Genomic DNA, 11,360 nt, shown 5'->3' with positions numbered 1-11,360 from the left:
GTCACTGGCTCCTGCGGCTTGCGCCACGCGGTTGATCGTGTTGCCTGCTTCCAGCCAACGCAGGAGTCTCCAATTCTTCCAAGATCGGGCACTCCGGGCGATCATTGTCCTGACATCGCCGTGCGAGATCGTCGATCGTGTTCTTGATTGCCCTTAGATGAGCGATCTTGCGATCGAGATCGGCTAGGTAGCGAAGTGCGATGCGCCTGACGTCCTTGCTCGCGCGGTTCCGGTCCCGATAAAGCGAGAGCAGTTCGCCGACGTCCTTCAGCGAAAAGCCAAGGCGTCGCGCCTGCGCGACGAAACGCAAGGTTTGGACGTCGACCTGCGAATAGGTGCGGTAGTGATTTTCATTCCGCCGCGCACTCTCGATGATTCCGCTTTCCTCGTAGTACCGGATGGTTTTGGAAGGCAGGCCGGACAGTACGGACACCTCGCCGATGGTGAGTTCCTTATCGGATTGCATCATTAAATCCCTTTCTTTGCAGCCGGCCGCCAGCGACGTAACAGCAACGCATTGGACACGACGCTCACTGAGGACAGTGCCATGGCCGCGCCGGAAATCATCGGATTCAGAAGCCCAAAAGCGGCCAGCGGCATGCCAATCACGTTGTAGAAAAACGCCCAGAACAGGCCCTGCCGGATCTTGTTGTGGGTGGCCCGGCTGACTGCGATGGCGTCGCCGACCAGAAGTGGATCGGACCGCATCAAGGTGATGCCGGCCGTTTGCATCGCCACGTCCGAGCCGCCGCCCATGGCGATGCCGACGTTCGCGGCGGCGAGCGCCGGCGCATCGTTGACGCCATCCCCGACCATTCCGACGGTGCGTCCTTCCGCCTGGAGACGGCGAACCTCGTCGGCCTTCTGACCGGGAAGTACAGAGGCGATCACCCTTTTGATACCGAGCTCCGTCGCGACGGCGGCAGCGGTTCGTTCGTGGTCGCCAGTCAACATGATGATCTCAAGGCCAAGCCGCTGCAGGCTCTGCACGGCAGCCTTGGCGGTCTCTCTGATGGGGTCCGCGACCGCGATGGCGCCCAGCAACAGCGGCTGGGGTTCAAGCGCGGCTACCCACATCACAGTGCGTCCGCGCTCCTCTAGGGCAGCCACCTGAACTTCCAAGCTATCGTGCGGCACACGCTCCCGCGCAAGCAGGCGGCGATTGCCGATGGCGATCTGTCGCCCGGCAACGCGAGCGGTGAGGCCCATACCCGGATGGCTTTGAAAGTCCTCGAGGCGACCCAGCTTGAGGCCTTCCGCCTTTGTCAGGACAGCATGGGCGAGCGGATGCTCACTACCGGTTTGGGCGGCGGCGGCAAGCGCAAGCAGTTCGCTCTCCGAAATTCCCGTAGTGAGCATTTCCGTCACGGTGGGCTTGCCCTCCGTCATCGTGCCCGTCTTGTCGAGAACCACGGTGTCGAGCTTGTGGGCGACTTCGAGAGCTTCCGGATCTCGAATCAGGATCCCGGCCTTGGCGGCCGCACCGGTGCCGACCATCAAGGCCGTCGGCGTTGCAAGGCCGAGCGAGCAAGGGCAGGCGATCACCATCACCGCGACGGCTGCTACGATGCCGGAGTTAAGGTTTCCTGCGATCAGCCACCAACCGAAGAACGCGGCCATCGCGACAACGATCACGATCGGAACGAAAACCGCGGCGACACGATCGACGAGACGCTGGACCGGAGCCTTCTTGCCTTGCGCATTCTCGACGAGCGCGATGATCCGCGAGAGCGTCGATTTTTCCCCGACAAGCGTTGTCTTGATGCGGAGCAGGCCGCTACCGTTGACCGAGCCGCCAACCACAGCATCGTCCGCTTGCTTTGACAACAGCTGGCTTTCTCCGGTCAGAAGGCTCTCGTCGACCTCGCTGTGTCCCTCGACCACCACGCCGTCGACTGGAAGTTTCTCGCCCGGCCGGACGACGACGATATCTCCGGGCGAAATGGCTGAAATCGGCACCTCGATCTCCGCGCCGTCGCGGATGACGCGCGCGTTCTCCGGCCGCAGTGCCATGAGCGCCTTGATGGCCGAGGTCGTCGCTCGCTTGGCGCGGGTTTCGAGCCATTTGCCGACAAGGATCAAGGTAACGACGACGGCAGCCGCCTCGAAATAGAGATGTTCGCCGGCGTGCCCTGCGAAAAGCATGTAAAGGCTGTAGAAATAGGCAGTCGATGTGCCGAGCACGACCAGAAGGTCCATGTTGCCGGTACGTGCCCGCAATGCCTTCCATGCGCCAACATAGAAACGTGCGCCAAGGATGAACTGGACGGGCGTCGCCAGCGTGAGCTGTAACCAGGCGGGTACTTCGACGCCAACCATTGGCAACAGCAAAGGGGCGCTGAGCACGGCGGCCCCAAACATCCGCCAGGCTTCCTGCTTGAGCCGCTTTTCTTCCGCGGCGAGGATTTGCCGATCGCGCTCGACGTCGCCTGTCCGAAGTTCGGCATCATATCCGGCGCGACGCACGGCTGCGATGAGATCGGCCGGACGCAAGAGACCGGCGACGCCCTCGGCGGTGGCGTTCTCGCTGGCAAGGTTGACCTCTGCCCGGATCACGCCCGGCACCGCAAGAAGAGCCTTTTCGACGCGGCCCGCGCAAGTCGCGCAGGTCATGCCCGAGATGGCAAGTTCCCGCGTCTCGTGAGCGACGTCGTAGCCGGCGCGCGAGACCGCCTCCACTAACGCGTCCGGCTGAACCTGAGCCGAATTGAACACCACATCGGCTTGTTCGCTCGAAAGGTTGACCGAGGCTTCGACGCCGGGAACGGCCTGTAGCGCCTTCTCGACCCGGCCCGCGCAGGTCGCGCAGGTCATTCCTTCGATCGGAATGATGGCGCGTGTACGATCATCGAGGACTTCAGGCGCTTCCATTAGAGCCTCCCGTCTGGGCATCAGAGCCGGCGTCCTTGGCTCCATAGCCGGCCGCCTCGACGGCCGCGATGAGCACTGCAGCCGGTGCCTCTCCCTTGATCGTCGCGAGCCCGGTCGCGAAATCTAGCTTTGCATCGACGACCCCCGGAACTCGAGACAGGATGCGTGTCACCGTGTTGGCGCATCCGCCGCACGTCATCCTGGAGACCGTGAGAACGATCTCGCGCACTTCATGTGCACCTTGCTGATCCATGGAATTCACTCCTTCCAGGTTACTGGAAGGCAAGATGGGGCTTCCAGTTACTGGAAGGTCAAGCCCGGCGCACAAAATTTCGCTTTCAGGGGAAAAGCGCCGGAGGGTGAGCAAACAAATGAGGCGGCGGCGTCGACAGTCGGTGAAGCTGATGCGGCTTTTCGATCGGCCTGCTGCGATGACCGCACCGTAACCTTCTGCCACGACAGGCCGAACTCAATAAGGGGATCACTAGCCGTCGGATTGCCGCGAATGATTGTCCCGTCAAACGTCGTTCTGGACCAAGCTGAAGGAGGCCCCGAGCCGGCTCAAAACGGTTAGTCCCCTTGCGAGAAAGCGGCGGGCGTTGTCTCGGACTATCAGCGCAAGACGCCTCGCGTTGATCAGACAGCCGTCAGCGCACCCCATCCTCGACTATGAGTTTCCATCCATCCTTTCCGGAGCCCAGCTATGAATAACGCCGAGAAATACGGAAAAGGCCTCCTCGCCGGACTGGCCGCGACGGTCGTGCTTTCCGCCATCATGATGATGAAGCAAGCCATGGGGCTCATGCCCGAACTCAACCCCATCGCGATGATCACGAAAATGTCTGGTTCCAGCATGCCGCTGATGGGCTGGATGGGGCATTTCGTGATCGGCACGGTCCTCTGGGGTCTCCTCTATGCTGGGCTGGACGCCAAGCTGCCCGGACCCCACTGGTTGCGCGGCGCAATTTTCGCGACTGGCGCCTGGTTCATCATGATGATCATGCTGATGCCGATGGCCGGGGCTGGCCTGTTTGGACTGGGCCTGGGTATGATGGCGCCGGTCGCCACCCTCATGCTGCACTGGATCTATGGGGCCGTGCTAGGTGGCGTCTACGGCGCCTTGACGCAACGGAACCAAGCAGTTGCGGCCTGATCGCCTCGCGAACGGAGTCGCCGCATCCCTTGAATTGGGCATCAATCTCTCTGTGTCCGATGTGACAGTCGCAATTTGCTGACGGAGGATCGAGGAGCGCAGCACGCCGATGATGGCAATAGCGATGCAGATCGTCGGGAGGACCGAAACGGATTGCTACTGTTTGTAATTCCAAACTTCGGCTACGGATTTCCGATCTCTGTGGGACTCAGAACACTGCTGCTGACCATGTGCCTTCTCGCTTGGCGCAAGGTAGCCGTCACGAAGTTTGCGAAAATTCTGCATTGGTGAGGCGTCGCATGTCACGCATCCAGATCTATCACGAGCCAGATGGAGAACTCCTTGCCGAAGGTCCACTCGGATTCCTTGGCATTACCTCATTTGAGGGCAACTACTACATCAGCAAGGGCTGTCTGAAGACCGAAGGATTCCGCACGAACTGGATTCCGGGATTCTGCGTGTACAAATTCTTCTATATCTGGCTTGATTTTCTCGATCGTGATGGCGGCCGAGATCACATGGTTGGCTGGCGTTATTTTCTACCAAACCCAATCTTCTTCTTTATTTTTCTCAGGGTGGCTGTGCCACAGCATGCAACCAGCATCAGTGTACGTAGACTCGATTAGATGTCACTCCGGACGGAATGAAGAGCTCGGGAAAGGCAGCAAGCCGGTTCGAACGGTTGAATGATTTTATCAGCCGTCTCAGTGGATCGGGAACCCGACGTGGCCGCCTTTCCCAAGCGTATGTATGTCATGCTGGTATTCGGACGATGATCTGGTGATGCGCTGTGACGCCGATCTCTCCACGTTCCAATCCGTGGGTGACGCCGTCGCTATGGTAGACGAGCAGCACGGCATTGTCGTGTGTCAAAGGGTGCGGTGACGTCATGCTGATGGCGGCGCTTCCGTTTACGCCGGCAGTAAAGCTGTTGCCCTTACCGCGACCGTCCGACGGCGTAAAGCCTATTGGCTTTTGATCGAAATGGTTCTCGAACAGACTGTAGACTCCGTTCGGTCGCAATTGAGTGAAGCGGCAGTCAAGTCGCGCTCCCGCGTCGCTCGGCGTGATCTTGACGGACCCTTTGGCGGCGAACCAATCCGCCAAACTGAAGCCGAGACTCTTGCCTTGCGCATTGAAGGTTTCGACATCCAATGGCCCAGCCACGAGCGCGGGCCGAAAGCCCGCGATGTGCGGAATGTTTTGCGGCCCGATGCCGGCTGGGGCCGAGGGGTCTTTGACGAACGCATGGGGATCAAGCGGCTGGGCCTGATGGGTCTCATCGGAGAAAAACACCGCATGCAGAATGAATTGGAGATCGCGGGCTGTCTCCGGAGCAGCCCACGCCTGCGTGCGCCCTGCCGCGGCAATACCAAGAGTTACTCCAGCACCAAGCAGGCATCGACGGGTCAGTCTGTTCATGGCTACGTGTCCTAACGAGTTGCGGTGAATAGTCGGAAGCCGTTTACGACCCACGCTGTTGCATCAGCATGGGTGCATTCGAGTGGGATCGCCACACCGCGACCATCAAAAGCGTGTCGTGAGATCAACCAGCCAAGTGGGAGATGCAGCGACGAGCGCGGCCTCGAGTGTGTGATCGAACCCGCTAAGAATCATCGTTGCTACGGCCAACGCTCCTACGCCGAGGATGACCTTACCGAGCTTCCCCGCTCCTATGAGATTGCCCCGCCAGCGACTGAGCGCCTGGCGTGAGAGCGAGCCGACGACGAGCAGCGGGATGGCGGTCCCAAGACCGAACGCCACCATGACGATCGCCACGCTGGCAAGATCGCGTCCCTGAGCCGCGAGGACGGAGGCTGCACCGAGGGTCGGCCCGACACAGGGGCTCCAGATCGCGCCGAGCAGCAATCCGAGAACGAATTGGCCGCGAAGCCCACTCGGCGAGATTCGCGCGATCAACCGATTGCCGGCATTGCTGATCCCTCCGGCGGCGATTGCGAAGCGCTGTTGCAGTGCGCCGCTGAGCAGCACCACCCCCAGGAGACCCAGGAGCACCGCGGAAATCGAACGGAAGACGCTGCCGTCGAGGCCAATAGAAAAGCCGACCGTCGCCACGAAGAGCCCGACAGCGACGAATGAGGTGACCAGGCCGGCGGCCAATGCCGGCACACCCAGGCGGTGTGCAGCGACCGCCGGTCCGAGGACAAGCGGTAGCAGCGGAAGAATGCATGGGGATAGTGTCGAAAGGATTCCGGCCACGAAGCCGAAACCGATACTGCCGATTGGGAGGGCCATGCTTCCGATTCCGCGAACGAGTTCAGTTCGCTTTCAGGAGAAGCGCCTTGATCGAATCGGGATCAGTGTCGCCGACCGACCGTCCCTTTTCCTTGGGGCCACGAAACACGATCAGTGTGCTCTGCGTTTGCGCACCAAACGAACGGACCACATCTTTCTGCGTGTCGAAATCGACCTTGTAGATTACGAGATCCCCGAATGCCGGGTTTTCGACCAACCGATCGATGATAGGACGCTGCTTCGCGCAGGTCGGGCACCAGCTTGCGGAGATGTCGACGAGGATCGGCTTGCCCTCATGCTGGGACGCCGCAAACGCCTGTTGCGTGTACGGCGCTTCTGTCGCTGCCAGGGCGGTCTGGCTGATTGCTATTGATAAGCTCATCGCGAGCATGACGGTGGACAAAAGCTTGATGGGTGACATCCGGATCTCCCGATGACGGTTAAGCGGGAGCAGCCGGTTTCTACTGACGCCGACCGTCCCTAATTCAGAGTTCGGCGCCCACCGCCCGAGGTTACCTCGCCAGCTCAAGTAATTTGGCAGCGGGACGCGGAAAATTGCTTGCTTGCGAAGGCGGGCTGCCGCTCGAGCGCCGGTCCTGCAGTCATGGTGACCGCACCGAACAGGTTTGATCGACTGTGTTCGAGCGACTCGAGGCGATCCGGTTTCTGCGGGCGAACGTGCCTATTGTGGGAAGATGGCGTTTCAGGGCTGTGGCGTCGTCGACATCTTCAAGTGTCTGGACAAATCCGACGCAGTAACTCGATAGATTGGCAAGAGTATCTTCGAGCGCGTGCTGAGATGACCACCGCACGTCGACGAACGGGGCAAGGAATCTCGGACGACGGCGCAGGCCGACAAGCCAATAGCCGCCATCCAGTGCCGGACCGAAGACGGCGTCCTTGCTTCCCAGCAGGCGGAAGGCTGCGGCAACTGAAGCCGCGGAAATTCCCGGAATGTCGCTGCCGACGATGACGACGGGACCTGGTGGCATCGCACGGGCCACGGTGGCCATCCGATCGCCCAAAGAGCCGCGCCCTTGAGGGATGGTACGTACCCCAAATTGTCTCGCACGCCGTGGCGTCGGCGTCATCGCCAGCCAGGTGATCCAACGCTGATCGCCCGACAGGCGGCGGAGCGTGATGCCCAGCATGGTACGCTGAAACCTGAGAGCTTCGACCGCGCCGACGCCCTTGGCGAGGCGTCGTTTTCCTGCGCCCAAGCGGGGAAGACGGGCGAAGATGACGAGATGACACTTAAGCGCCATGTTCAGCCATAAAGTCGATGAATGAGGCGTGGGCGGACGCCCAGGAAATACAGGGTCAGGCAGCCGAGATTGCGGCCGCTTCGCCGAAGCCAGCCGTCCCGGCGCCAGCGAGCGGCCGAGGTCAGCGCACGTGTTTGCAGGACCACGAGCCGCCGGCGTCCGATGCGTCGGATCAAATCGACGTCCTCCATGAGGGGGATGGGGCGGAAGCCCCCCAAAGCCTCATAGAATGCCCTCCGGATCAAAAGGCCCTGATCGCCATAGGCGAGGCCAAGAGTCCGTACCCGCCACGCCACCCAACGCTCCAAGCGGCGGGCTTCGGTGGAGGCGTCGTCCAATGCGAAGCCGAAGACGGCGGCGCGTTCGGCATTGTGGGGCGCCGCCATGAACGCGTCTGTTTCGTCCCTCCAGCCGTTCTCGAGGAGCGTGTCGCCGTGCAAGAATAGCAGCCATTCAGTTTCTGCTGCGGCAGCGCGGAGCTGGTTTCCCCGACCGCGTAACGCTTGCACGACACGCGCGTTTCGGGCCCGGCCGACATCAGCGGTGTCGTCCGTCGAACCGCCGTCCGCGATCAGCACCTGGTCCAGGCGCCCGAGCGCCGCGAGGGTTGCTGGCAGACTCGCTCCCGAATTGAGCGCGGGAATGATGACGGTCAAAGTCATCGCGTCCCCCGCTTTCTGAGCCAAGTGACGAGCAGGGGCACGAGCGCGAGCAGAGCGAGACCGATGCGGAGCGCGATCATTGTGGGCCCTAAGATCTCGTCATTCGGACCGCGCGAGCTCGCACCCGCGGCGATGGATAGGCCGTCGCCGATCGAGGTGAAAGCCAACGTGCCGGGAATGATTCCGATCAGTGTCGCGAGAGCGAAAGACCGCAGTGGGGTGCGAAATGCGGCCGCCGCCAGATTGACAGCCCAGAACGGAAAGAGAGGTACGAGCCGCAAGAACATGAGATAGGTGAAAGCATTGCGGGTGAATCCGGCCTCCATCCGCGCAATGAAAGCGTTGCCGCGGGCCTGCAGCATTCCGCCGAAGGCGAACCTCGCGATGACGAACAGAATGATCGCCCCGGTCGTCGCCGCCAGAATGTTAAGTGCAGCGCCCAGCCAGAGCCCGAAAATCAGTCCGCCAGCGATCGTCATGAAGACGGCGCCAGGCACGGACAGGGCGACGACAGCGACGTAGGTCGCGAAAAACACGGCTATCGCGACGAAGCGGTGATCATCCGTGAACTGGTGCAACCTTTGTGCGTTGGCGCGCAGATGATCGAGCGTGAGGTAGTGGTTCAGGCCCAGCAGAAAATAGGCCACGACAGCCGCAACGAGAAAGCCGACCGGAACGAGGCGCTTTGTGAGTGAGGCGGCCATCATCCGAACCACCCAAGGACCCGCACCAGCCAGCGGGTCCGGGCGCTAAACAGTGCCGGCGTATAGAATGCGCTGGCCGCGCGCTTCGTGATTTCACTGAGGCTGGGATAGGGCACGATCACACGCGCCAATGCGCCGATTTTGAGATTTCCGCCGACGGCAAGACCCCAGGGCACCACGAGTTCGCCAGCCTGCCGGCCGACGATGGTCGCACCGACGACCCGCCCGCGCTTGGTCACGAGGATCTTGGCGAATCCACCTTGAGCGTCGTCCGTTTGCGCGCGGTCGACGTCCGCGAAAGGAGTGTTGAGGACCCTCAGAGCCGAGCCATGGGCTTCGCGCGCTTGCGCTTCGGTCAGCCCGACCTGGGCAAGTTCGGGATCCGTGTAGGTGACCCACGGAAGCGCTGCGAGATTCGCCTTGGCGGGAAGTCGAAACAGCGCATTCCGAAGGACGATCCCGGCGTGGTACGCGGCGAGGTGGGTGAACTGAGGACCACCGGCAACGTCGCCAGCAGCGTAAATGCGGCGGTTGCTTGTGCGCAGGCGCGCATCGACCTCTATCCCCTTTTCGCTGTAGCGGACGTCGGCCGCCTCGGGGTGGAGACCTTCGATATTCGGCCGGCGCCCTGCCGCGACCAACACGTGGCTCGCTTCAAGCTCACGTCGAGCCCCGTCCCGGCCGACGAACGAGGCTAAGATGCGCCCACAGGCCCATGTGACGCTCAGCTCGTTGGCGAACTCATGCAGCGCGACGCTGTCTTCGTGGAGTGCTTGGCGCAGCACGTCGACGGCGTCTGGATCGTCGCGTGGCAGAAGGGCACCGCGCGACAGCAAGGTGACCTCGGCTCCAAGGCGGCGATGCGCCTGGGCCATCTCCGTGCCAACGGGACCGCCACCGATAATCAGTAAGTGCTGCGGGAGGACCGTGTTTTCGAACAGCGTTTCCGTAGTGAGATAGGGAACCTGGTCGAGACCGGGGATCGGCGGGACGCGCGGCCGGCTTCCGGTCGCGATGACGATCCTGCGGGCGCGGATGCGCTGGCCGGCGGCCTCGACCGTCTGTCTGTCCAAGAAGCGCGCGTGCTCCCGGATCACAGTACAGCCGAGCCGTGTGAAGCGTTCCTCGGAATCGTTTGGCGCGATAGCTTTGATGACGCTCTGCACCTGGCCATGCACCTTGTCGAAGTCGAAACGTGCTTCGGCCGGTAGGCGGCTGTAGGGGGCCAACTCTCGGAGCGAGTGAGCAAGCTTGGCGACCGCCAAGAACGACTTCGAAGGCACGCATCCGGTGTTGAGGCAATCGCCGCCCATGCGATGGGCCTCGATGAGGACGGTGCGCGCGCCCATCTGCACTGCGCCCGCGGCAATCGTCAGGCCCGCGGAGCCCGCGCCGATGACGCAGAGATCGGTATTGATTTCGGTGGAGCGCCGGATTGATCTAGTGCTGCGCACTACACGACGCTCCGCCCAGGACGCAGAACCGCGCGCATAAGGGGTGCATGAGCGGGACGGACCGCACCGTCGCCGCCGCGAGCGTCCCACCGAGATCGAACAACGGATCGTAAGGAAGAAGGGTGCAAGCTGCGACCGTCGGCGAATCCGCGCCCTTGTGCTTCACGACCATGCGCGAGCTTGCACACATTACAGAGGAGGGACTGCGCCCGAGAATTGACCAGCATTGCTCGGTGATCTCCGGCACGTCTTCGCCAGCCCGCATCTCCGGGAAGAGGACGAGGGCCGCGGGGTCGGCGGAGTCAATCGAAAGGCCCAGCTCCGCGAATAGCCGGCCGTAGGCCGCTCTGATCTGATCTTCGGCCTCCTTCCAGACCATGCGACCAGCTACGGATATATTGAATCCGGCCTCAGCCAGCCACAACAGACCTGCGATGGTCGGCTTCCAGCTTCGCGGGCCGCGCAACTGTTCGTGGCCGGTTCTTTCGTAGCGGTCGAGGGAGACTCTTACAGCGAGCCTGCCCGGAAACTCGGCGTTAAGGATCGCGAGCGGCGTCTTGAGCCTCTGCATCGGCTTCATCGCGTTCGTCAGGACCAGCGCCCTGAAACCCGCGCTCAGACTGTCGGCGATCATCTGGAGGATATCGGGATTCATGAAGGGTTCGCCGCCGGTGAATCCGATCTCTGCCGGCGGATGGTCGCGCTCCCTCGCCTCGTCCAGGAAGCGCCGTACTTCCTCTCTGGTCAAATAAACGAGACGGTCATTTCGCGGGCTCGACTCGATATAGCAGTTGTCGCAGGCGAGATTGCACAGCGTTCCGGTATTGAACCAGAGCGTTTCAAGGGTGCCGAGCCTGACGCTCGCACGCGGAGCGCCGGTTGCGGTGACAAATGGATCAATGAATTTCTGCGTTACATGGACCATGGCACATCCGACGTCGCGTCCCCTCTATGATAAGTTCGCGGACAGGCCGAAAAGGTTTCGTCCTCGCGAA

The 11,360-nt window shown here is 61.8% G+C and carries 13 protein-coding genes; 2 read left to right on the top strand and 11 right to left on the bottom strand.

Features of this window, described 5'->3' with window-relative positions:
* Position 1 precedes the first annotated feature (1 nt).
* The 3 genes from cueR to HMPREF9697_RS14975 are packed head-to-tail and all read right to left on the bottom strand — an operon-like array spanning position 2 to position 3,124.
* On the bottom strand, positions 2–466 hold the full coding sequence (gene cueR, locus HMPREF9697_RS14985; RefSeq protein ID WP_244597773.1) for a Cu(I)-responsive transcriptional regulator: 465 nt from the start codon (positions 464–466) through the stop codon (positions 2–4).
* Between the two features lie 2 nt (positions 467–468).
* Positions 469–2,871: a heavy metal translocating P-type ATPase gene (locus HMPREF9697_RS14980; RefSeq protein ID WP_002718080.1), complete on the bottom strand. Its 2,403-nt coding sequence runs from the start codon at positions 2,869–2,871 to the stop codon at positions 469–471.
* Positions 2,858–3,124: a heavy-metal-associated domain-containing protein gene (locus HMPREF9697_RS14975; RefSeq protein WP_002718079.1), complete on the bottom strand. Its 267-nt coding sequence runs from the start codon at positions 3,122–3,124 to the stop codon at positions 2,858–2,860. The genes HMPREF9697_RS14980 and HMPREF9697_RS14975 overlap by 14 nt, the downstream gene beginning before the upstream one ends.
* 450 nt (positions 3,125–3,574) lie before the next feature.
* On the opposite strand from HMPREF9697_RS14975, the gene HMPREF9697_RS14970 reads away from it, so the two are divergent.
* Entirely contained in the window at positions 3,575–4,024 is a 450-nt protein-coding gene (locus HMPREF9697_RS14970; protein ID WP_002718078.1) for a DUF6789 family protein, read from the top strand.
* A gap of 299 nt (positions 4,025–4,323) precedes the next feature.
* Positions 4,324–4,650, top strand: a complete 327-nt coding sequence (locus HMPREF9697_RS14960) for a hypothetical protein (protein WP_002718077.1) — start codon at positions 4,324–4,326, stop codon at positions 4,648–4,650.
* Positions 4,651–4,777: 127 nt separating this feature from the next.
* On the opposite strand, the gene HMPREF9697_RS14955 is transcribed toward HMPREF9697_RS14960, so the two are convergent.
* From HMPREF9697_RS14955 to HMPREF9697_RS14920, 8 genes are all read right to left on the bottom strand, one after another.
* Positions 4,778–5,446, bottom strand: a complete 669-nt coding sequence (locus tag HMPREF9697_RS14955; RefSeq protein WP_002718076.1) for a hypothetical protein — start codon at positions 5,444–5,446, stop codon at positions 4,778–4,780.
* A 105-nt stretch (positions 5,447–5,551) separates the two neighbouring features.
* On the bottom strand, positions 5,552–6,280 hold the full coding sequence (locus HMPREF9697_RS14950) for a cytochrome c biogenesis CcdA family protein (protein WP_002718075.1): 729 nt from the start codon (positions 6,278–6,280) through the stop codon (positions 5,552–5,554).
* Between the two features lie 22 nt (positions 6,281–6,302).
* Positions 6,303–6,701: a thioredoxin family protein gene (locus tag HMPREF9697_RS14945; RefSeq protein WP_002718074.1), complete on the bottom strand. Its 399-nt coding sequence runs from the start codon at positions 6,699–6,701 to the stop codon at positions 6,303–6,305.
* A gap of 181 nt (positions 6,702–6,882) precedes the next feature.
* Positions 6,883–7,431: a TIGR04282 family arsenosugar biosynthesis glycosyltransferase gene (locus HMPREF9697_RS14940; protein ID WP_244597771.1), complete on the bottom strand. Its 549-nt coding sequence runs from the start codon at positions 7,429–7,431 to the stop codon at positions 6,883–6,885.
* A gap of 116 nt (positions 7,432–7,547) precedes the next feature.
* Positions 7,548–8,207 (bottom strand): TIGR04283 family arsenosugar biosynthesis glycosyltransferase, encoded by a 660-nt coding sequence (locus HMPREF9697_RS14935; RefSeq protein ID WP_002718072.1) that lies wholly within the window; start codon positions 8,205–8,207, stop codon positions 7,548–7,550.
* Entirely contained in the window at positions 8,204–8,911 is a 708-nt protein-coding gene (locus tag HMPREF9697_RS14930; protein ID WP_244597769.1) for a TVP38/TMEM64 family protein, read from the bottom strand. The genes HMPREF9697_RS14935 and HMPREF9697_RS14930 overlap by 4 nt, the downstream gene beginning before the upstream one ends.
* Positions 8,911–10,365 (bottom strand): dihydrolipoyl dehydrogenase family protein, encoded by a 1,455-nt coding sequence (locus HMPREF9697_RS14925; protein ID WP_002718070.1) that lies wholly within the window; start codon positions 10,363–10,365, stop codon positions 8,911–8,913. The genes HMPREF9697_RS14930 and HMPREF9697_RS14925 overlap by 1 nt, the downstream gene beginning before the upstream one ends.
* A complete protein-coding gene (locus HMPREF9697_RS14920; RefSeq protein WP_002718069.1) occupies positions 10,352–11,290 on the bottom strand; it encodes a radical SAM protein in 939 nt (312 codons plus the stop codon). The genes HMPREF9697_RS14925 and HMPREF9697_RS14920 overlap by 14 nt, the downstream gene beginning before the upstream one ends.
* Positions 11,291–11,360 lie beyond the last annotated feature (70 nt).

The sequence above is a fragment of the Afipia felis ATCC 53690 genome, from assembly GCF_000314735.2.
Taxonomy (GTDB): domain Bacteria; phylum Pseudomonadota; class Alphaproteobacteria; order Rhizobiales; family Xanthobacteraceae; genus Afipia; species Afipia felis.
Note: the sequence above shows the minus strand (reverse complement) of the source record. Positions and strands in the feature narration are given on the sequence as shown.

Excerpts from the sequence above, each read along its gene's own strand:
- cueR (WP_244597773.1), bottom strand. The coding sequence starts at position 466 with ATGCAATCCGATAAGGAACTCACCATCGGCGAGGTGTCCGTACTGTCC.
- HMPREF9697_RS14980 (WP_002718080.1), bottom strand. The coding sequence starts at position 2,871 with ATGGAAGCGCCTGAAGTCCTCGATGATCGTACACGCGCCATCATTCCG.
- HMPREF9697_RS14975 (WP_002718079.1), bottom strand. The coding sequence starts at position 3,124 with ATGGATCAGCAAGGTGCACATGAAGTGCGCGAGATCGTTCTCACGGTC.
- HMPREF9697_RS14970 (WP_002718078.1), top strand. The coding sequence starts at position 3,575 with ATGAATAACGCCGAGAAATACGGAAAAGGCCTCCTCGCCGGACTGGCC.
- HMPREF9697_RS14960 (WP_002718077.1), top strand. The coding sequence starts at position 4,324 with ATGTCACGCATCCAGATCTATCACGAGCCAGATGGAGAACTCCTTGCC.
- HMPREF9697_RS14955 (WP_002718076.1), bottom strand. The coding sequence starts at position 5,446 with ATGAACAGACTGACCCGTCGATGCCTGCTTGGTGCTGGAGTAACTCTT.
- HMPREF9697_RS14950 (WP_002718075.1), bottom strand. The coding sequence starts at position 6,280 with ATGGCCCTCCCAATCGGCAGTATCGGTTTCGGCTTCGTGGCCGGAATC.
- HMPREF9697_RS14945 (WP_002718074.1), bottom strand. The coding sequence starts at position 6,701 with ATGTCACCCATCAAGCTTTTGTCCACCGTCATGCTCGCGATGAGCTTA.
- HMPREF9697_RS14940 (WP_244597771.1), bottom strand. The coding sequence starts at position 7,431 with ATGCTGGGCATCACGCTCCGCCGCCTGTCGGGCGATCAGCGTTGGATC.
- HMPREF9697_RS14935 (WP_002718072.1), bottom strand. The coding sequence starts at position 8,207 with ATGACTTTGACCGTCATCATTCCCGCGCTCAATTCGGGAGCGAGTCTG.
- HMPREF9697_RS14930 (WP_244597769.1), bottom strand. The coding sequence starts at position 8,911 with ATGGCCGCCTCACTCACAAAGCGCCTCGTTCCGGTCGGCTTTCTCGTT.
- HMPREF9697_RS14920 (WP_002718069.1), bottom strand. The coding sequence starts at position 11,290 with ATGGTCCATGTAACGCAGAAATTCATTGATCCATTTGTCACCGCAACC.